This window comes from Corynebacterium sp. HMSC064E10 (assembly GCF_001812505.1).
GTDB classification, from domain to species: domain Bacteria; phylum Actinomycetota; class Actinomycetes; order Mycobacteriales; family Mycobacteriaceae; genus Corynebacterium; species Corynebacterium amycolatum.
The window spans coordinates 1-20,698 of record NZ_KV809170.1 but is presented as its reverse complement, the minus strand read 5'-3'; the positions used below and the strand labels follow the sequence as shown (position 1 = coordinate 20,698).

Annotated in this window: 17 protein-coding genes; 10 read left to right on the top strand and 7 right to left on the bottom strand. The window is 57.6% G+C overall.

What is annotated here, in order from left to right; genetic code table 11:
- Positions 1-41 precede the first annotated feature (41 nt).
- Positions 42-989 carry an L-lactate dehydrogenase gene (locus HMPREF2860_RS00120; protein ID WP_070628400.1) on the bottom strand — a complete coding sequence of 316 codons (948 nt, stop codon included), beginning with the start codon at positions 987-989 and terminating at the stop codon, positions 42-44.
- A 110-nt stretch (positions 990-1,099) separates the two neighbouring features.
- Here HMPREF2860_RS00120 and HMPREF2860_RS00115 point away from each other — a divergent pair, with 110 nt between their 5' ends.
- The 3 genes from HMPREF2860_RS00115 (at position 1,100) to HMPREF2860_RS00105 (ending at position 4,810) form a co-directional block, all read left to right on the top strand.
- Positions 1,100-3,076, top strand: a complete 1,977-nt coding sequence (locus tag HMPREF2860_RS00115; RefSeq protein WP_070628398.1) for an alpha/beta-hydrolase family protein — start codon at positions 1,100-1,102, stop codon at positions 3,074-3,076.
- A gap of 136 nt (positions 3,077-3,212) precedes the next feature.
- A complete protein-coding gene (locus HMPREF2860_RS00110; protein ID WP_070628396.1) occupies positions 3,213-3,794 on the top strand; it encodes a superoxide dismutase in 582 nt (193 codons plus the stop codon).
- Positions 3,795-3,964: 170 nt separating this feature from the next.
- The gene (locus HMPREF2860_RS00105) at positions 3,965-4,810 is read left to right on the top strand and encodes a crotonase/enoyl-CoA hydratase family protein (protein WP_070628394.1); all 846 of its coding nucleotides are present in this window, start codon (positions 3,965-3,967) and stop codon (positions 4,808-4,810) included.
- 4 nt (positions 4,811-4,814) lie between these two features.
- On the opposite strand, the gene HMPREF2860_RS00100 is transcribed toward HMPREF2860_RS00105, so the two are convergent.
- Entirely contained in the window at positions 4,815-6,635 is a 1,821-nt protein-coding gene (locus tag HMPREF2860_RS00100) for a ribonuclease H-like domain-containing protein (RefSeq protein WP_070628391.1), read from the bottom strand.
- 173 nt (positions 6,636-6,808) lie between these two features.
- Between HMPREF2860_RS00100 and HMPREF2860_RS00095 the strand changes: the two genes are divergently transcribed.
- From HMPREF2860_RS00095 to yidC, 4 genes are all read left to right on the top strand, one after another.
- Positions 6,809-7,588 (top strand): DUF6474 family protein, encoded by a 780-nt coding sequence (locus HMPREF2860_RS00095; RefSeq protein ID WP_016421682.1) that lies wholly within the window; start codon positions 6,809-6,811, stop codon positions 7,586-7,588.
- A 160-nt stretch (positions 7,589-7,748) separates the two neighbouring features.
- Positions 7,749-9,506 (top strand): alkaline phosphatase D family protein, encoded by a 1,758-nt coding sequence (locus HMPREF2860_RS00090; RefSeq protein ID WP_038627027.1) that lies wholly within the window; start codon positions 7,749-7,751, stop codon positions 9,504-9,506.
- 348 nt (positions 9,507-9,854) lie between these two features.
- Positions 9,855-10,208 carry a histone-like nucleoid-structuring protein Lsr2 gene (locus tag HMPREF2860_RS00085; RefSeq protein ID WP_016421684.1) on the top strand — a complete coding sequence of 118 codons (354 nt, stop codon included), beginning with the start codon at positions 9,855-9,857 and terminating at the stop codon, positions 10,206-10,208.
- A gap of 196 nt (positions 10,209-10,404) precedes the next feature.
- Complete coding sequence (gene yidC, locus HMPREF2860_RS00080; protein WP_038627029.1) at positions 10,405-11,763, top strand: membrane protein insertase YidC; 1,359 nt, start codon at positions 10,405-10,407, stop codon at positions 11,761-11,763.
- Positions 11,764-11,815: 52 nt separating this feature from the next.
- On the opposite strand, the gene HMPREF2860_RS00075 is transcribed toward yidC, so the two are convergent.
- The 3 genes from HMPREF2860_RS00075 to HMPREF2860_RS00065 form a co-directional block, all read right to left on the bottom strand.
- Positions 11,816-12,436, bottom strand: coding sequence for a TetR/AcrR family transcriptional regulator (locus HMPREF2860_RS00075; RefSeq protein WP_016421686.1), 621 nt, complete (start codon positions 12,434-12,436; stop codon positions 11,816-11,818).
- A 375-nt stretch (positions 12,437-12,811) separates the two neighbouring features.
- Positions 12,812-13,105: a GlsB/YeaQ/YmgE family stress response membrane protein gene (locus tag HMPREF2860_RS00070; RefSeq protein ID WP_016421687.1), complete on the bottom strand. Its 294-nt coding sequence runs from the start codon at positions 13,103-13,105 to the stop codon at positions 12,812-12,814.
- 344 nt (positions 13,106-13,449) lie between these two features.
- Positions 13,450-14,349 carry a universal stress protein gene (locus HMPREF2860_RS00065; RefSeq protein ID WP_016421688.1) on the bottom strand — a complete coding sequence of 300 codons (900 nt, stop codon included), beginning with the start codon at positions 14,347-14,349 and terminating at the stop codon, positions 13,450-13,452.
- A 297-nt stretch (positions 14,350-14,646) separates the two neighbouring features.
- On the opposite strand from HMPREF2860_RS00065, the gene HMPREF2860_RS00060 reads away from it, so the two are divergent.
- From HMPREF2860_RS00060 to HMPREF2860_RS00050, 3 genes are read left to right on the top strand one after another with little or no spacing between them, the layout of a single operon-like run.
- Positions 14,647-15,678 (top strand): pseudouridine synthase, encoded by a 1,032-nt coding sequence (locus HMPREF2860_RS00060; protein WP_038627031.1) that lies wholly within the window; start codon positions 14,647-14,649, stop codon positions 15,676-15,678.
- Positions 15,679-15,696: 18 nt separating this feature from the next.
- On the top strand, positions 15,697-16,491 hold the full coding sequence (locus HMPREF2860_RS00055) for an ABC transporter ATP-binding protein (RefSeq protein ID WP_187402759.1): 795 nt from the start codon (positions 15,697-15,699) through the stop codon (positions 16,489-16,491).
- A gap of 20 nt (positions 16,492-16,511) precedes the next feature.
- Complete coding sequence (locus HMPREF2860_RS00050; protein WP_070559892.1) at positions 16,512-19,136, top strand: ABC transporter permease; 2,625 nt, start codon at positions 16,512-16,514, stop codon at positions 19,134-19,136.
- A 111-nt stretch (positions 19,137-19,247) separates the two neighbouring features.
- Here HMPREF2860_RS00050 and HMPREF2860_RS00045 read toward each other — a convergent pair whose 3' ends face one another.
- Positions 19,248-19,691 carry a DUF2871 domain-containing protein gene (locus HMPREF2860_RS00045; protein WP_038627034.1) on the bottom strand — a complete coding sequence of 148 codons (444 nt, stop codon included), beginning with the start codon at positions 19,689-19,691 and terminating at the stop codon, positions 19,248-19,250.
- Positions 19,692-19,781: 90 nt separating this feature from the next.
- A complete protein-coding gene (locus HMPREF2860_RS00040; protein ID WP_210386733.1) occupies positions 19,782-20,537 on the bottom strand; it encodes an SDR family NAD(P)-dependent oxidoreductase in 756 nt (251 codons plus the stop codon).
- Positions 20,538-20,698: the final 161 nt, after the last annotated feature.

The following is a 20,698-nucleotide window of genomic DNA, read 5'->3' as shown; positions in this document are numbered from 1 at the left end:
AAAGCGCATGTCGAGAAGACATGCGCTTTCGCTACCAGCAGTTACTTCCAGAATGGATCCTGCACATCTCGGAGCGTCTGAACGGACTTGTCCAGCTGCTTCTTTTCGTATTCGTCCAGCTCAAGCTCGATAACGCGGCGAATTCCTCGGCGGTTCACAATGGCTGGTGTTCCGATGAACACGTCCTCATGGCCGTACTCACCTTGCAAGTATGCGGAGACCGGCAGAGCTACCTCTTGGTTTTGGAAAATGGCGCGCGTGATGCGGGCCAAACCCATACCGATTCCGTAGGAAGTGGAGCCCTTGGCATCGATAATCTCGTAGGCGGCATCACGGGTTCGGATGAAGATGTCCTCCAGCTCGTCGTGAAGCGCTGGGTCGGCGGCGAGACGCTTGGACAGACCGACGCCTGCAACGTTGGCGCTGGACAACACCGGCAGCTCGGAGTCGCCATGTTCACCAATGATGTATGCGTGCACGCTCATCGGGGAAACGTCGTAGTATTCACCCAGCATGTAGCGGAAACGTGCGGTGTCCAGGATGGTGCCGGAGCCGAAGACACGGTTGTGCGGCAGCCCGGAGTACTTCCACGCAGCGTATGTGAGTACGTCGACGGGGTTGGAAGCAATCAGTAGGAGCCCATCAAAACCGCTGTCCATAACGGAATCGACGATGGACTTCATGATTTTCATGTTCTTGTCCACCAGCTGCAGGCGAGTCTCGCCCGGCTTTTGTGCCGCACCTGCACAGATAACCACCAGCGCGGCATCGTCACAGTCGGCGTACGTGCCCTGGGTGACTTTGGTGCGCGACGACGCCCACACCACGCCATGGTTTAAGTCCATGACGTTGCCCATCGTCTTCTTCTCGTCGATGTCAATGATTGCCAAGTGGTCGACAGTGCCCTGGTTGACCAGCGAGTACGCGTATGCAACGCCGACGTCGCCAGCGCCGATCAGCACGACCTTATTTCCTGTGGATAGCTTCATAGCCCTCGGATCCTTCTCAACCGATTCGGAAACGTTGCGACACCCCACAGGCTACGCTTTGTGCGGAAAACTGGCGCGGGATGAGTAACCCCCGTGGAAAAAATTTTGTCATGATGGGAGTCATGGGATTCCTGCGTCGCGCATTTACTTCGATTGCGCCCTCGATTGCGTCTACGGGCGACACACCTGTAGCTCAGCCAATCGAAACCGCCAGGACAGTGCGAGCTGCACGAGCAGCGCGGACGGGAATTACAGGAGTCGCTGGCACAGCTGGCATGGCCAAAGCGCTGGGCGCAGTCGGCACCGGCAGTCTGATGGCCACCAAAGTCTTTCGCGAACGCCTCCTAGGTACCGGCCCTGGCGCTATCCGCAGCGCACTGCGGGCCGGCATCCCCTCCAACCCCGGTCTAATTGGTGCAGAAATTGCGTCATGGGCTGCCTTTAGCCCCTCGCTGATGCCGCGCACTCGGACCGCCACCGTTACTGTGACCTTCCTGGCACAGCTGGCGGGCCATGTTACCGGGGTGGCCATCGGCTATGGCTACAACACGACGATGCGGCGTCTGGCCAGCACTTCGCTCAGCCGCTTTGCGCTGGCACCTCGTCACGAACGCGCACTGGCCGTGACCTGGCACGTGGCCACCACGGCCACCACCGCGGCGCTGTGGCTGCGCTCCATTTCCCAGCAGCGCGAAATTGGTCGCCTGGTGGGCAAGGATGAGCAGGAATCCGCACGCAGCCAGTTCGCCTCCACAATGATTGCCAGTGGTCTCTACCTGACCACTCGGGGGCTCTCCGCGCTGGCCAACCGCGGCTATGACCTACTGCGGGACAACCTCCGCCCCTGGCTTCCCCGCGGTCTCGCCCCGGTTCTCAGTGGTGCCATCGTCGGTGGTGCCGTGGCCGCCAGCATTGACCGACTGCTTATCCGTCGGACTTTGGAGTCCATCGCCAAGAAGTCCCGCTACCTGAATACCCTGGTCGTTCCAGGTCGCATGCAGCCGTGGGAGCCGGAACGTTCCGGAAGCCCATGGTCTCTGGAGCCGTGGTACGCACTCGGCGCCGAGGGTCGCGTCTTCGTCGCCGAAGGCCCCCGTGCCCGAGATTTGGCAGTGGTTACTGGCAAGCCGCTCTCCGAACTGCAGGAACCCATCCGCATTTATGCGGGCAAGGTGCAAGGCCGTTCTCTGCGGGAACAGGCGGAGCTCATCATCCGCGAGATGCACCGCACCGGCGCGTTCCGGCGCGATCACCTGGTTGTCTTCACCACCACCGGCACAGGTTGGGTGCCACCGTGGTCGGCACAGGCTGCAGAGTTCTTGACCCTTGGCAACTGCGCCACTGTCGCTCTGCAGTACTCTGACCTGCCCTCCCCAGTGGCGTGGCTAACGGACCACGAAACCCCAATCGCAGCTGGCCACACTCTTATCCATCGGGTGTTGCAGGAAGTCGACAAAATGCCGGAAAACGACCGGCCAAAGGTCTACGTCGCCGGTGAATCCCTCGGCGGGTTTGGCGGTCTCGGCGCGTTCGAGAATTCCGCCGACATGCTCGCACGCGTCGACGGTGCTGTTTGGACTGGCACACCGCAGTTCTCCGCAATGTGGAAAGAGCTGACGCACCGCCGGACAAAGGGGTCCCCAGAAATCGCTCCGGTCATCGACGAGGGGCGAAACATCCGCTTCGCTACGCGCCCCGACGAGCTGTACCACTCGTTCTATGGCACCAAGTTCGGGCCGTGGGAGTTCCCGCGCGTCGCATTCCTGCAGCATGCCTCTGACCCCATCGTCTGGTGGGATTACCCGCTGGCCTGGCGCCGCCCCGACTGGCTTGCAGAGCGCGTCGGCCGCGATGTCCTCCCCTCCATGCGCTGGCACCCGTTCGTCACCTTCTGGCAGGTGCTTATCGACGGCCTCGCCTCCGTCACCGTCCCCGGTGGTCACGGCCACCGGTACGAGGAAGAAATGCTGCCAACGTGGGCTTCCATCCTCGACATTCCGCTTGACGACGACCTGGGTGGCGCGGCCGGAATGCGCTTCAAGCGCGTGAGTAAATGGATTCGCCGCACTCAGCCGCCGCGTTCATAAACTTGTGACAGACACCTCTGAACAGCATTTTTTACGAATTTCGCATTAATTGTATTGCTTAAATGGTTGCGCATCCGCTCATCTTGAGTACCATCGACGGCACAACCTAAAAACGTGTTGAGGAGGAATTTTCCTAATGACTAAGTACGAACTTCCTGAGCTGGATTACGCTTACGACGCTCTGGAGCCGCACATCTCCGGCGAGATTATGGAGCTGCACCACAGCAAGCACCACGCTAATTACGTCAACGGTGCCAACGCTGCACTGGAGAAGCTCGCCGCTGCTCGCGAGTCCGGCGACTTCGCAGCTGTTACCGGCCTGTCCAAGGACCTGGCCTTTAACCTGGGTGGCCACACCAACCACTCCCTGTTCTGGAAGCTGCTGTCCCCGAACGGTGGCGGCCAGCCGACCGGCGAGCTGGCTGAGGCTATCGAGCGCGACTTCGGTTCTTTCGAGAAGTTCCAGGCTCACTTCAACGCTGCTGCTCTGGGTCTGCAGGGCTCCGGCTGGGCTGTTCTGGGTTACGACACCATTGCAGAGCGCCTGGTTATTGAGCAGATGACTGATCAGCAGGGCAACCTGTCCATCAACCTGAAGCCGGTTCTGCTGCTGGATATGTGGGAGCACGCTTTCTACCTGCAGTACAAGAACGTCAAGGCTGTCTGGAACGTCTTCAACTGGGATTACGCTGCAGAGCTGTTCGCAGCTGCCAAGTAATCTCGGCTAACAGCGCGCGACTTTTTACGCGTCCCTGCCGCGCGCTAAAGATGGCTTACCGGCTCGCTGACGGGGTTTCCCCTCAGCGGGTCGGTTTTTTATGTCTTGTTTGAGACCACTTTTGGTATTTCCCGGGCGGCACACGTAGCCGTCGTTTAGCGTTAGTGCCCATGAGCACCAGCAACAATGTCAACGTCACCTATGAACACCTCGCCGTAGCTGATTCAGAGGCGGCGAAAATCGCTGTCGTCAGTTTGGACCGCGGAGACAAACTCAACGGTCTAACACTTGAGATGCTGACCGAGCTGTCCGCCGTCGCCCGGAAACTGGCAACCGACCGTGATCTGCGCGGCGTGATTCTACGTGGCGAGGGCAAATCGTTTTGCGCTGGGCTCGATTTCGCGTCGGCATTTAAGAAGCCCTCGCGCATTCTGCGCTCATTCGTCCCCGATATCCACGGCACGAACCTGTTCCAGCGCGCCTGCTGGGACTGGCGACGCCTGCCGGTGCCGGTCATTGCGGCGGTGCATGGGCACTGTTACGGCGGTGGTCTACAGATTGCGCTAGGTGCTGATTTCCGCATTACGACGAGCGATGCCAAGTGGTCAATCCTCGAAGCGAAGTGGGGGCTGATTCCGGATATGTCCGGTATGCGAACCATTCTCGACGAGGTCAGCGCCGATACTGCACGTTGGCTGACCATGTCTGGCGAAGAACTCAACGGCAAGGAAGCAACTGAGATTGGTCTGGCGACGTGGGCCGTGGACACGGAGGACGCTGCGCTTGAACTGGCCAAGGAGAAGTTGGCACAGCTGGCGACGCGTTCGCCAGATCAGCTGGCGGCGACGAAGCGGCTTTTCCGCGATGTGCACCGCTCCCCTCGCTCAACATTCCGTGCCGAGCGCACACAGCAGTTGCTGCTGTTAGCCCGCAAGAACACAGCCATCATTCGCAATGCTGCGATGAAGAAGGTCTCCCCTAAGTTCGCCCGGCGCGGCACGTGGACGCGTGGTTAGCGCGCTAAGGAACCGGCAGGTCATCCCCATGCGGCAGGTCCGCGGCCGCGCGCTGTGAATCCAGCCAGTCGCGGACGTGGGCTACCGATCGGCAGTCATCGCCGTTGTAGCGCAGTAGCATAGCGCGCGCCTCGGCTTGCGTGAGCTTTTCAAAGGACTGTTCCGCGACAAAGTCGAGGTCAGTGGCCGTCGCAATGCGATACAGATCCAGCGATGCCTCGCCGTCAACATCGGCGTCGCGCCAGTGGAAGCCCGACCACGGGGCCACGACTTTCAGCCCCATGCCGACGGTGGAGAGGATCTGGCGACGGGCAACCTTCAGCATGTCCACCCAGTCCTCCGACGCAATGAACTTGTCCACTTCTTCGCGGGTCGGCACCCGCACAATCTTTGTCGGACCAGCTGCCTCGAAACCGGAACCAGCCACATCACCTGTGGCCAAATCCGCCGAATCTGCGGGCACCACATATTCCTGGCCGCCGAACCGGGTAGCGCTCTGACGTAGCCAATAGTTCTCGCCCTCTGCCGCCCAGCAATAGGCGCGGAAGGTCTTGCCTTGTTCATGCGCCGCATTTCGACGCCGCATCAGGTAATCCCAGAAAATCGCAAAATTCCTGGCCTCCGCCGTGCCGCCGAGCCCCTCTGGCCCCGGTGGCTCCCAGGTGATGAAGCCACGGTAGTCCTCCCCGGGCACCCAGGTTCCCCACAGGTAGGCGCCATCGTTGGGATACGCCTCCATATCGATGTCCATCTCGACATCGCCACGCGGGGCCGATGTCTTGGCGGCTACCCGGAGCGCGTCGACGTCGGCAAGCCGCGCCCTCGCCATCCACACCTGCTCCTTGCTGACGTGCGGAGTGTTGGTACTCGCCTGCGCCAATGCCGTGACCGTGTCGATGCCCACGCTGCGCAACCGCATGGACTTATCCCCAGGTAGAAGGAGGGAAATGTCGTCACTTGCGGTCAGCTCATCGAAGCAACGGTCGTGGTGATGGCAGGTTCGGCACTCCCGGATGCGCCGCGGCACCAGCGGCCAGGTCCCTGGCGTAAACCGTGACGGTCGCCCCTGAGTGGCAGCGACGGCATCACGCGCGTCGCGCAACGCCATCCGGTACGAGGCCACGCGCGAACCCTCATCAGCAATGACGATATGCCGTGTATCCAGATTCATTCCGGTGGCACTAATCGCCCCCACCAGGCCACAGGACACGCCCAGCCGGTGCAGCATCGCCGCCGCCTGCCCCAGCTTCACAGCATCAGGTCCGTAATGCCGTAGCTTCCACTCATCCGTGACAACCATCGCCTGACGCAGGGTCCGCCCCATCACACCATCACGCCCGAGCCGGTCAACGCCCAGCAGTCGTACCTGCATCGCCGCCGCACGCGCCGCATTGCTTGACGACGGCTTACGCCGCCGGCCCTGTTTGCGCGCAGAGAGCAGGTGCCGTGTGACAACCAGGACCGGCATGTACGTCGGAGAGGTCGTCTGTGGTGAATCATCGACCTTGACCAGCAGATCGGGGTGGCAAATCTCGTCGATTCCCGAGTACACCCCACCAGGAATCGGGCGCTCATGCATGAGCACGCCACCGGCGATGACGCTTTCTCCGCGGGCGATGGCCTCAAGGGTATCCAGGTGAGCGTCCGGCCCCGAGGCCACTGTGTACAGGCCGGGGATGGACGCGATGGACGTCGGCAAGCGGTGCTCGTGGTGAGAAGCAGGTTCGACTAGCCGCCCCTCGCGCAGGTCGAGGCTCAGCCGGTAGCGGCAGCCGATGAGGTCGCTCGCATGGAGAAGCGGGCGCGAAACGGATGAATCAGTCACAATGAGAATTAGCGTATCGCCACTCGGTAGGAAGTTTCACGTTAAGCTTGGATAGCAAGAATCGTGATGCAGCCACTGCATCTGGCAAGCGCACTCCGGCGCGGTGGGGTTTAAGGGTTTTCCGCCCCGCTTTTCCGGAGAGACTATCTGCGAGCAACTAGGCGAAGGAAAAAATGAGCTTCTTGGGTGACATCCGTGAGCGTCGGCGCGAAACCGCCAAGCAGGTGAAGGCTGCCAAGGCGAAGGCCAAGGAAGAGGCTCGCCACGCAGCTCGACTTAATCGCAAGGCACACAAGGCTGAGGTCAAGGCCGCTAAGCGCGACCAGAAGCACCAGCACAAGCTGGAGCTGAAGGAGGCCGCTGGCCGCGTTCGTTCTGAGGAAAAGCTCGGTAAGAAGGAACTCAAGCTGGAAAACCGTGCTCTGAAGCGCGCGGAAAAGATCCGCAAGGCAAGTGCCAAGGACGAGAAGAAGGCGCTGGCCGCCAAGCAGCGTCACCAGACCAAGATGGCCGAGAAGATCCTGCAACAGCAGCGCAGCCAGGGCTTCAACAAGGACAAGGCAAAGTCGTGGATCGGTGGCGCACGCCTGCTGGTACCGGTGCTGGTTCCGCTGGCCTACCGCGCCATCACTGCCATTCAGCGCCGTGAACACTCTTCGGCCGCGCAGAAGTTCGGTGTTTCCGCTAATGATGCCGCTCGTTACCAGGGGCACGGTGCGCCGCTGCTGGCCCGCATTGAGGCCACTCGTGGTTCACTGACAGAGCTGCGTAAGTCGGGCGTCAAGGGTACCGATGGTTTTATCAAGGACGCCAACTCGCGTCTGGATGTCATGACTGATGCCATTAACACTGCCGAGAAGATGACCCCGGAGCAGCGTCGTCGCGCACACCACTCCATTACCGCAGAGCTGGATTCTCTGGATCGCCAGATCATTTCGGAGCTGGGCGCGTAAACCTGGCCGCTTCGGGTTAAGGCCACTCGCCGAGATCCGTCGAACTAAGCGCGACTGTTGTTGAGCAGCAATAGTCGCGCTTTCGCTCTTATTACCCCCGTATCGGGCTATTTTCTCCCTCCGATGGCGCTACGGACTGAGAACTACTGTAATGAGGGCTATGCCATCTTCAGATAAATCTCAGACTGCAGCCTCGGATCTGAACGGCGCGGTCTCGAATAGCGACGCAACAGCCCAAAAGCCATTCACCCCTTCTCGTCGTGCCGTACTGCGTGCCGGCGCTACCGGTGCTGCTGCTGGCGCCATCGGCCTGGCGACCGCTACTAGTGCGGGGGCCAATCCTGAGTCACAGTCTCCAGCTAATGCTGGCGGTTCTGGCGGTTTTCAGGTCTTCCAACACGGTGTGGCCTCTGGCGATCCACTGCCGGACTCCGTTCTTATCTGGACTCGTGTGACCTCGCACCCAGGCGACACCGCAGGTGCAAACCAGGGCCGCCCTGTTGCACTGAAGTGGGAAGTCGCTTCTGATGAGGGCTTCGGCAACATCGTTGCCTCTGGTGCCCTGAACACCGACCCGGATGCTGACAACACCGTCAAGATCGATGTCAAGGGTCTCTCCGCTGATTCCTACTACTTCTACCGCTTTACCGTCACCGCTGGTAATCACGCGGGCCAGGTTTCCCCGATTGGCCAGACTCGCACTGCGCCGCCGGTGAACTCCTCGCCAGATCACCTGGGCATCGCGCTGACCTCCTGCGCTAACTGGGAAAGTGGCTTCTTCTCCGCTTACCGCGATATGGCGGAAAATGACCGCATCGACATCATTATGTGTGTCGGTGACTACATCTACGAGTACGAGGCCGGTGGCTACTCCGGCAAGGGCCCGGTTCGTGACCACAAGCCGGCTCACGAGATTATTTCTCTCGCTGACTACCGCCTGCGCTACGCCACCTACCGCACCGATGCGGACCTGCAGGAAGCTCACCGCGCAAAGCCGTGGATTGTGACCTGGGATGACCACGAGGTCGCCAACGATGATTGGCACAGTGGCGCTGAGAACCACGACCCGGAGACCGAAGGCGACTACGTTGCCCGCCGCGACGCCGCTATCCAGGCTTACCTGGAGTGGCTGCCAGTTCGCGCTGTCCCCTTCTCCCAGGGCGGCAAGCTCTACCGCAGCTTCCGTTTCGGCGATCTCGCCGACCTGACCATGCTGGACCTGCGCACCTACCGTGACCAGCAGCTGAAGTTCATCCGCGCTGGCGAGACCGATGATGAGAGTCGCTCCATGCTCGGCTCTGAGCAGTTCAATTACCTGCTCGGCCAGTGGCGTTCCTCGAGCGCAAAGTGGCGTATCGTGGGCAACTCCGTCATGTTCACTCCAGTGCTGGTTCCGCCGCTGGATCCGGAGGCCACTCGCGCTGTCACTGAGCTGCTGAGCTTGCCTCAGGACGGCCTGCCGTACAACTTGGATCAGTGGGATGGCTACGCTGCTGAGCGTCGTAAGCTGATTGACATCATGGGTAAGGAGGGCTACGACAACGTTGTCTTCCTCACCGGCGATATTCACTCCTCCTGGAACTGCAACGTACCGAAGGTCCCGGGCCAGTACCCGAGTGCCGGTATTGCCGCCATTGAGATTGTCTGTACTTCCGTCAGCGCCCCGAACATCGATGACATTGTGAAGCTGCCTCAGGACAACCCGATTTCCTTGGCTGCTACCGCTGGACTCAAGGCTGCGAACCCGTACGTCAACTACCTCGAGTTCGACCGCCACGGCTACACCGCTGTCTACTTCGGCCGCGAGGACGTTACCTCTGAGTACCGCCTCGTCGAGCTCAAGGAGGAACCGAACCAGCCACTTTTCGTCGCCGCTACCTACCGAGGCAAGCCTGGTGAGGGCATGACCCAGGCTTAAGCGCTTTCTCATCCTTTCGCTTTCCGACGACCACTGAGAGCGCACCCCGCATTGCGCCCTCAGTAGCGTAGTTGCTGTTCACGACGGCCCTGCACAACATGCAGGGCCGTCTTTTTATTACCCCAAGTTCTTGTGCACAATTAATCGAATTATTAACAAACCATGTATTCGATATAAGTTGCACAATCTAGCTCAATTATCGTCAATAGACATTAAATTTCTTTGCACTTATACTGTGAGGGAAAGAAAACAGGGCTTGATATTAATTTGAAATTTCACCGTATTGAAGTTTCACCGTAAGCCTTCTTCATTATTACAAGTTCAGCACCAAGCTTAGGCAGGGATTCTATGGCACGCCGCGAACTAATTCAGTACATCGACGACCTTGATGGGACTCCGCTTGATTCCGCAGATCACCAAGTCGTTCGTTTCTCTTTCCGCGGTAAGAACTACATTCTCGACCTCTCTCAGGAAAATGCTGAGAAGTTCGAGCAGGTATTAGAACCGTATATTGCGAACGCTTCTATTGATCACAGCACGGTTGTAGCTCCGCGTAAGCGCTCTTCCGCTAATCCCAATGCCGCTGAGGCCCGTGATCGCAATCGCAAGATTCGCCAGTGGGCACGAGAGAATGGCATGGATGTTGCAGACCGCGGTGCGCTGCCAAAGCACATTATTGAAAAGTACGAGAGCGCTAACTAGTTCTCACCCAGGTTCGTTTGCCTTCCACTGGATGTCATCCAGCTTCACTATCTTAAAGACAGGGTCCCGCCACAGCGGGGCCCTGTTTTAAAGTTGGGGCAGGTGATTCGAGTCGCTAGGATAGCGGCTGGAATTGGCACACCGGCCTAATCCGGTTGTCTTACTTTTCTTATCCTTGACATGGAGGAGTCGGCCCGTGGTTATTTTGGAACCATTTGTTTGGCTGGTCTCGTTTGTCCTTAAGGCGTGGCACCTTTTACTGGCCTCAGTGTTTCACCTGCCATCTTCTCTGTCCTGGACGCTTTCTCTCTTCCTGCTGGTGTTTACGGTGCGTGGCGCTCTGGCGTTTCTCGCGTTCCAGCAATTTATCTCGGCGCGCAAGACGGCCAACCTACGGCCGCAGCTTTTTATACTCAAGGAGCGCTACCGCAGGAGCATCGAGCCGAACTCGCCACAATACGTAAACTTTGCCAGCAAGGAAATGCGCAAAGCCGAAGGTATTAAGACCTCCGTAATGCTGGCGCCCCTCTTCGTCCAGATTCCCGTGATTATGGGCCTTGTTCGCATGCTGAGGCACATGCTGCGGGCGTCTGAGGGGCCTGGGCTGCCTGCGTCTCATAATGTCGGATTCATCTCTAAGGATGAGATTTCCGACTTTCTGAGTGCGACATTCTTGGGGCAGCCTCTACCCGCGTATCTGCGCATGGACCGGGAGCAACTACAAATCCTTGGGGGCGATCATGATTCGCTGTTAGCTTTCTGCATTATCGGCATCGTGGCAGCGGCCATTTTCACCGGTTTTAACTTGGTCATTTCCTACCGCCGGTTGCAGCGCACTCTCGACTATTCCAATAGCGTCAGTGTATTCCTCAGCAAATTCATGCGCGTAATGCTTATCTACGCACCGCTGATGATCCTCTTCGCGGGGTTCTTTGGCCCAACACCTGTGGCTCTAATTGTCTACTGGGTCACCAATAACTTCTGGACACTGACCCAAAATATTATTCTTACCCGCTATGTAGAAAAGACCTACCCGCTCACGGACGATTTCCGAACTCTTCAAAACCACCAAAAGGGTGAATACGAATCGGAGCGGGAGGAAAAGAAGAAGTTAAAGCAGGCCAAGCGTCGCTTTTATATCAAATCCGCATTCGCTCCGTGGAAAATAAAGCAGTATAAGAGCGAATATGCCGCTATTGAGAAGGAATCGCGGGACCGTCGTAAAGCAAAGCAGGACGAAGAATATGCCCAGGCTTTGAAAATTGCGAAGGTTCGCTACATGGTGACCCAGATGAGGCCTGGCGCTCAGGACAATTTGCCGTCCCTGACGCAGGATATGAAGATTTCCTCGGGTATAGTTCCGCCGCTTCCCGGCCTGGCCAAAGTGCGGGCAGACATGAAACGACAAGCCGAGAAAGCACAAAAGGCGCAGAAGCGGCCGAAACCAATTCTGATTGCAAAGAACCTGGGAATGCTGCTCGGCCAGAATACGAAGAATATGGTTAAGAAAGCCACCGGCTCAAAGGAGTCGGACTGGAAACGCTTCCGGGATTAGCCCGTGAGCAAAAGGCGAGAACTAGGGCGCGTTAAAAAAGGGAATTAGGTATTTACGTGACCAAGTCACGGGCCAGGTCGCGCGCCATCTGCAGCGGGTTCAGGTCTTTGGACATCTTGGCACCCGCGAGGCCGCCGTCGAGGTAGAGCAACAGCATATTTGCGTGAGCAGACGGCATACTAGATTCATTTTCAGTCAGCAGCGTGTGTAGCTGTTGCCAAACCCAGGAGCGGTGATCGGCTGCGGCCTGGCGGATGTCCTGCTCCGACTCCGTTTCCGGCCGTGGATATTCACTAGCCGCATTCTGGAAGTGTGAACCACGGAAGTCGATTGCCGGCTGCTCCGCAATACACTGATCGAAGAAAGCGAGAATCTTCTCCGCCGGGGTATCCAACGAGGCCACTCGCTGCTCCCAAGCCTCCCGCCATTTGGCATCGAGGTCTTGCAGATACGCGATGACCAGCTTGTCCTTGGATCCAAACAACGAGTACAGGCTGGCTTTGGCGACATCAGCTTCCCGCAGGATGCGGTCAATGCCGACAACGCGGATGCCTTCCGTTGTAAACAGAGCTGTCGCTGATGTCAGGAGGCGCTCCCGCGGACTGGGGCGGTTACGACGGCGAGAGGAAGCGCGGCCGCCTTTTGCGCCCTTGCCCGTTGTCGCTTCTGCCACGGCAGTACCTCTCGTCCTTCCAAAGTCACACCCCGTTATAACAGCTGCTTACTCGCAAATATCGGCATTCGCGTCATTGCTTTCGCAACACTGAGCAGGGCGTTTATAGTTTGTGATATTCCATTGTAGGCGCATCTGCGACTGTGATTTTGTAAAAGAACAAACTAGTCAGTCTTTCAGCCTCTAGTCCTACTTTAGCGTGCGATGATTACTGCCCCCAACAGATGTCGCGACAACCGCAGAACGCCTACTTCACGACAACCACACAAGAAAAAGGGCATCTCAATGTTAATGAGATGCCCCGCGCTCTAGCTCACTATCCAGTAGATAGCAGCGTTACGACGCTTTGTGCTGAGCTGTGCTGTTTTTCTTGGTTTACTTACGCTTCTGAACCAGGCCGACAATCCACAGCAAAATCACGGCGCCGAGCAGACACGTAAGGAAGCTGAAGATCATTCCACCACCGGCGACATCAACGCCGAACAGGGTGAGCAGCCAACCGCCGAGGAAGCCACCGACAATACCGACGACGATATTCAGGACGACACCCATCGAAGCATCGGTGCCCATAATCTTGGAACCAATCCAACCGGCAAGGCCACCGATGATAATCCAGCCGAAGAAGCCCAGAGAGGGGCTAAAGGAGGCAGCAAGAAGAATCTCGTTCATGATAGATATTCCTTTCCGAAATCGTTCTGACTCAACTATAAGGCTTTCCAAAATATCTTGCACCTACTGCAAGCACTATCAGGCCATTTCGGCCACTGGGAAACTAGCGAGATAACAGTCGGATAACCACAGGAAAACCCTTATAGAATCTGTACTTTCTGCATGAAAACGGGGTTTATGCAGACGAGAGGCCCCATTTATATAAACCGAAGCCGATCTCCGAGACATGTCGGAAACCGGCTAGGTTCTACTTATAAATATTCGGTAACGGTTTCTGTTCTCGGCGCTAAACGCACCTCCACGACCGGCACCGGCGTCTTTTCTCAGCCTCCTCGAAGGGCGCTTTAGGCGTCAGTCTCCGGGCGGACGACCATCATCGGGCAAGCAGCCGCCTGCAGGAGTGCACGCGAGGTGGAGCCGAGCAGCATGCCCTTGAAGCCTCCGCGGCCGTGGCTGCCGACGACCAGCAGCTGCGAGCCTTCCGAGGCATCAGCCAGAGCACGAACCGGGCGGTCGCGGGTAACGACCTTCTTGATGGCCACGTCCGGGTACTTCTTAGCGTACTTCTCCAGGCGGTGGCCGAGCAGAGCCTTCTGCTCCTCTTCCACAACCTGCCACTGGCTCTGAGCTGCAGAAAGACCGGCCAGGGAAGCCTGTACCTGCATGTCCATCCAGGTGTGAACTGCAATCAGCTCTGCACCACGGGCATCGGCCTCACGGAATGCGTACTCCGTTGCCTTTTCGGAAATATCGGAGCCATCGACGCCGACAACGACCGGGCCGTACTTGGTCTCATCGGTGACCAGGTTGTCCTCGCGGACAACAACAACCGGGCACGATGCGTGGGAAACAACAGCGGCGGAAACCGAACCCATGACCATGCCAGAGAGCCCACCCAGACCGCGAGAGCCCATAACCACCATGGTTGCCTGCTCAGACAGGTCGAGCAGCATGTCAATCGGGCTGCCCTCTTCAATCTGGTGGCTGACATCTACCGACGGTGCGAAGTCGAGGGCAATCTTCTTGGCCTCGTTAATCTTCTCCAGGGTTTCGGCCTCAAGATCGTCGTAAAGCTCCTGCGGCGGAACCATGCCCTCTGCGTAGAGGAACTGTGGCATGGAGTAGCTGCTGACCAGACGGAGTGGCTCACCGCGCTTCACTGCGGTGTTAGCGGCCCACTTGACGGCGGTCTTGGACGCCTCTGAGCCGTCGACCGCGCACACAATGATGTTCTGCCTTGGCATTGATTGCCTCCTTATTATGCGATCCATAAAAATTGGCTCTCCGCGGCCAGACCGCAACGCAGCTACACCTATCGCACCTGCTTGGACGCCATTTTAATGGACAAGCGTTGCTATATGGTCAGCTCTTCCGAGCCAACCCTTTTATTACTTTCACCTCCACCCTACCCCCATTATGTTGCGACCGACAGGGCAGAATGTTGTCCACCTACGCCATTGGGGGCGATACCAACACCGCTCTGCCACAGCAACTCCGCTTGCCTGCCAGATGAATCCGGGGCACCTGTTAAAGTCAGCCGTATGCGTCGCATGCCACTGCCCATTCGCGATGGGCTCAACCCATCCCGCATCGCCGCTCCCGGGCGTCATGGCGATGCCCCCACCCGTGCGTGGGTTCTGCTCGCAGGCGCTATCGCAGGTCAAACCCATCGCCACCCGGACGATGATGAAGCGGCCGTAGCTAAACGCTTTGCAGATGGACTCGTCGTTCGCGCCAACTCAGTGCCGTACAGTCCAGATGACATGGTGAAGCCCGGCGCGGAAATGTGGTTTTACCGCACCCCGGCACCGGAGCGCACAATCGCGGGGCCGATGCCGATTGTCTTTCAAGATGACAACCTTGTGGTCGTCGACAAGCCGTCGTTTTTGGCAACGATGCCACGCGGCCGACACATCACGGAAACCGCTGTCGTACGCCTGCGGCGGGAGCTGGGAAATCCGGAGTTGGTTCCCGCGCATCGCCTCGACAGACTGACGTCGGGGTTGCTCATCTTTACCGCCCGGCGCGAAGTTCGTGGCGCCTACCAGGGGCTTTTCGCATCTGGGGAAGTTACTAAGCGCTATCACGCGCTGACATCGCCCACACCCATCGCTGGCGCGACCAGCGAAGCCCTGCCCGAGACCCCGCTGGAGTTGCGCACACGACAGCACAAAGTTGCTGGCCAGATGCAGGCTTATACTCTCGAGGGCGAGCCAAACGCCCACACCATCATCGAGCACATTTCGCTTGTCGACGTGCCTTCGGACGCCGACGACCTCGCTGCCGACAGTGGTCGCGTTGCGCTGTGGCAATTGAAACCCATCACCGGACGCACTCATCAGCTACGGCTGCACTTGAGTGAGCTGGGCTTTCCCATCCTGGGCGACCAGTACTACCCGGAGATTCTGCCGCTGGAGGCCGAGAATACCTCGGAGCCCCTGCACCTGGTCTGTGTAGAAATGAGTTTCGCTGACCCCGTGACTGGTGAACAACGAACGTTCCATTCCCGCCGCAGCGTTTTCAATCCGCTTTCGCTGCCGGATATTAATTCGCCGTTGATCAAATCTAATTAGAAGAGAACCCCCTCCCCCATGTCTGCCAAGCATGCACAACAATCCGCTAAATCATCCGCTGAATCTTCTTTGGAGCATTCCGCCCCACCAGCGGCGGCCTACGCTGAGAGGCTCACCAAGAAGTACGGTGTCGGCAATGCCGCTGTTACTGCACTGGACCATGTCGATATCTCTTTTGCCGCTGGTGAGTTCACCGCGATTATGGGCCCGTCCGGGTCCGGTAAGTCGACATTGATGCACTGCATGGCCGGTTTGGACTCCGCGACGTCGGGAAGCGCGTACATCGGCACGACGGATCTGTCGAAGCTGTCGGACAAGGAAATCACGGCGCTGCGGCGTGATCGCCTGGGCTTTGTGTTCCAGTCCTTCAACCTGGTGCCGACGTTGACGGCGGCAGAGAACATCACCCTGCCTATCAATATCGCTGGTCGGAAGGTGGATAAGCAGTGGTTCGAGGAAATCACCACACGCCTCGGGCTTAAAGAACGGCTTACGCACCGCCCCTCGGAACTGTCCGGTGGCCAGCAGCAGCGTGTCGCCTGTGCGCGTGCCATCGTCAGCCGGCCGGAGATCATCTTTGGCGATGAGCCGACGGGCAACTTGGACTCGAACTCATCTCGTGAGGTATTGACGATTCTCCGCGATGCGGTTGATGACATCGGCCAAACCGTCGTCATTGTGACGCATGATGCCACCGCTGCGTCCTACGCAGACCGTGTTGTGTTCCTCGCGGATGGCCGCGTGGTTGACGAGCTTCGCAATCCCACGCCCACCGATATCTTGGCGCGCATGGCAGATATTGAGAATCTTTAGGAAGGCAGGTCATCTCCCCCATGGCATCATCGTCTTCCACGCTGAGCCGCGTCGCCTGGCGCAACATCACCTCGCACAAGTTGCGCCTCGTGCTCACAATTATTTCGGTCGTGCTGGGCACGGCCTTCATCACCGGCGCATTTGTGTTCACATCATCGCTGGACAAGGCCTTTAAGGGCGCAATGAGTACCGCTTATGACGGTGTCGACGTGGTGGTGACGGCCCCTGCTGACAATCCCGGTGCGCTCACCAAAGAAACTGAACAGAAGGTAGAGAACTTCCCTGGGGTGCGCGCCCTCAACATCGGCAATCCCAACAACAGCATTACGGCCACGGGAGCCGATGGCAAGCCGATTCAGACCAATGGTTCGCCATCGTTGGGTCTTCCCTACTATCCAGCGGCCGAAGCAGTGGGCAACAAGGTCACGATTACCGAGGGACACGCACCGGAAGCACCAGGTGAGGTGGTCGTCAATTCCACCACCGCCGAACTCGGCAACCTCCACGTCGGCACTGAAATCAAGGTGGCCACCCGTCTCGAGCGGGCGACGGTGAAGGTTGTCGGCATCGCTGATACCTCCATCGACGAAACCGGCTATCTCACAGTCTTTTTCACCCAAGATCAGTGGCGAGAGCTCTACGGCGCGGACAGCCATATGGACATGTTCACCCTCGCTGCCGATTCCACCACCGACGCCGCCGCACTCACCCGTGACATCGCGGCCGCGTTCCCCGAGCTCAAGGTAGAGGCCGGCTCTAAGCTCGCCGACGAGGCTTCCGAACGTGTCTCCTCCGCCTTAAGCTTTGTTAACTACTTCCTCATCGCTTTCGGGCTCATCGGTCTGCTGGTCGGCATCTTCATCATCTCCAATACCTTCACCATGCTGGTCACTCAGCGCATGAAGGAATTCGCTCTCCTCCGCGCCCTCGGTGCTTCACGACGGCAGCTCACTGGGTCAGTCCTCTTGGAGGCATTCATTGTTGGCCTCATCGGTTCCGCACTAGGTGTAATCACGGGATTTGGGCTGAGCCAGGGGCTATTCATGCTTCTCGATGCCATGAGTATCTCCATGCCCGGCGACGGCCTGACATTCGAACCGGTGGCAGTTATCGTGCCGCTCATTGTCGGCGTGGTAATTACCATGATTGCCGCCTGGACGCCGGCCGCCCGCGCTGGCGCGGTCCCTCCTGTGGAAGCCATGCGCTCTGGAGATCAAACAACCAGCAATAGTCTCAGTGCTCGGACGTGGACCGGCGCAGTGCTGGCATCCGCTGCTATTGCAATCATTGCCTGGGCATTGCAGTGGAACGACGCGGAAACCAAGATTCGCGCCATCTTCGTTGGTGTCGGTGCGGTGATGGCCGTAGCCTCCGTCTGGCTTGTCGGCCCTGCACTGTCCATGCCTCTGATCGGAGGACTGGGGCGCGTCGTAGGTGCGCCTTTTGGAACCGTCGGCAAGCTTGCGGCAACGAACTCTCACCGCAATCCGCGCAGAACGGGAACCACATCGTTTGCACTGACGCTCGGACTTGCGCTGGTGACTGTGATCGGCATGTTCGGCGTGTCCATGAAGGAAGCGGTCAATGAGTGGTCAGAGACCAATCTGACGGCTGACTTCGTGCTCTCACCGCCTCTGACTGCGCATTCGGCCCTGCCTCTTGGTGTCGAGGACGCGGTGAAGGATATCGGTGGCGTCGAAGACACCGCAACGTTGTCGATTGGTGCCCTACTGGTGATCCCGCCTGAAGAAGCCGCCACGATGATGACTGCCGACGGCGAACAAACTGAAGTCGGACCGGAATCTAGCAATGTGTCGGTTTTCAACTCCAACGTCGGCAAATGGTACGGCACTCGCGCCATCCAAGGATCCCTTAATCTAGCCAAGCCAGATGCGGGAATTGTCATCAGCGAATCAACGGCGAAAAAGAATGGTTGGAACGTTGACACTGAACTTGCAGTAGTTTCCAAAGGCGGCATAACACGGCTCCCTGTCACCGGCATTTTTGCTGACACAAGAGATCCAGGCCAGTCGATTTTTGTCTCCTACGAAGCCGCCCATAAATATGTCAAGAGCAGCCACCTGTTGCCCTTCCAGACCTACGTCGATGTCTCCGATTCCATCGCGGCAGACAGCGGCTCCTTGGATGAAATGAAGCAAAAGCTTAGCGACGCCGTTGCGGACTACCTCGTAGTACAAGTGATGACTGCTAAGGAGTTTGCGGGCCTGGCTAATGCCTCTATCGATGTCATGCTGGGAATCGTGTACGCACTGCTGGCACTGGCGGTCATCATTTCGATTCTGGGAATTATCAATACTGTCGCGCTCTCAGTTGTCGAGCGCCGCCAGGAGATTGGCATGCTTCGAGCCGTCGGCCTGCAGCGCTCGGGGATTCGCCGGATGATTCGCCTGGAATCTGTGGAAATCTCCATTTTCGGCGCGGTTGTGGGTATTGTCCTCGGCTTGTTCCTTGGCTGGTCACTGCTGACCGTGCTGAAGGATGAGGGCCTGAATACTATTGCGGTACCGTGGCTGCAGGTTGTTCTCATGCTGCTTGGGTCTGCGCTTGTAGGCGTTATTGCTGCTCTCGGACCTGGTCAGAAGGCCGCGAAGACACCACCTCTGGCCGCTATCGCAGACGAATAGCCGCCGCTATATGAAAGCGCCCCGTGCAGATATAGTTTCTGCACGGGGTTTTATTTCGCCTTATTACCTAGGCCGAATCAGCTATCCGACTCACGCATTTCCGCTGGAAATTTATACGGCTGCGTTGGCCTTGCGATCCACGCGTTCACGATTCTTCAGCGCCTTATTGAGAAGCATAAAGAACCACACAAAGCCAACCGTCAGGATAATGTGGCCGAGTCCTGCAATTCCCGAGTACATCGGACCCCAGGCCTCCGGGCCTGAAACAACGTGGACGATACCGTTTGCCACCATCATGCCGATCGTCCAAACAATGCCGACATTCTGAACAATGAACCAGCGATCAAAGCCCTTGACAGCTGAAATATTGAATTGACCATCCAATGCCAGCGCAACCAAGAAAAAGATCGTGCCAAGAACAAGGAAATGCGTGTGCAGCGTATTGAGCTGCGTTTTATCGCCAAAATCCATTGCACGGGTAAATTCACGATAGAAAACGCCAGAAAATAGACCAAGACCGAGATAGACCGAAGCGGCTGTGAATAACTTACGCATACTTCGTAGCCTACTCAGATAACACTGGCTTCTAAATGGACTAAACCCAGGGGGTTAAACGAAAGTTTGATACCGCGAAACTAGAGGGCCTCAAACTAACCGCGCGAATCGAGCCACCACACGTTTCGGCACAGCCTTAAATAGAGCCATCACCAGACCATATAGACCGGGTGCGACCTCCGCTCGGCCGCTCTCCGCTGCACGTAACGTGCGCTCCACCAGATAACTGAGATTCTGCTCAGGCATAAGACGCAACTTCACCGACTTCGCCTGCTTCACGACGTCCCGGAGCGCCTTGGTCTTAACCTTTCCCGGGTAGCAAATAGTTACAGTTACACCATTAGGCCTTAATTCATCCCTAAGGCTGATACCCCAATGCCGAATAAACGCTTTCGATGCCGTATATACTGCTAGCCCTGGAGTTGGTGCTACAGCTGAGATCGATGAAACGAGAATGATGTGGCCATTCTTTTCGAATAGATCGTTTAGAGAGTAAACCGCTGCGACCGTTCCGCGAATATTCGTCAGTATCATTTGATCAGCCTGCGAAAAGTCCTGGGTTTTAACATCACCATAACTCGCATACGCGGCATTGAGGATTAAATAAACTATCGTCGCGTGATGGCGCTCAGCATGATTCCGGAGTTTATCGCCAAAATCATCATCGGACTGATCTAGACAAAGATATCGAAGACGCGGACCTTGGCTCCTAGAGTGTTCAGAGTCCTCGCTGGAAGAATCATCGTTGTAGCTACGAGAAATACACCAGATTTCATCTAGGTCTGGTCGTAGCTGCCCAAGTTTATCGGCGAAGACGGCGCCTATGCCCCGAGATGCTCCAGTCACGATTCCCACTCGCATAAATTCCAAGATACAGCCGACTGGATCGAGCAATTAAAACGGCGACGACGAAAAATGCTGTATAGGAATGAGCATGCCACCAGAAAGATACAGCACTAAAACACTTACGCTAGTTTATGTTGTTTACTTGTGGGTAAAACAAAAGC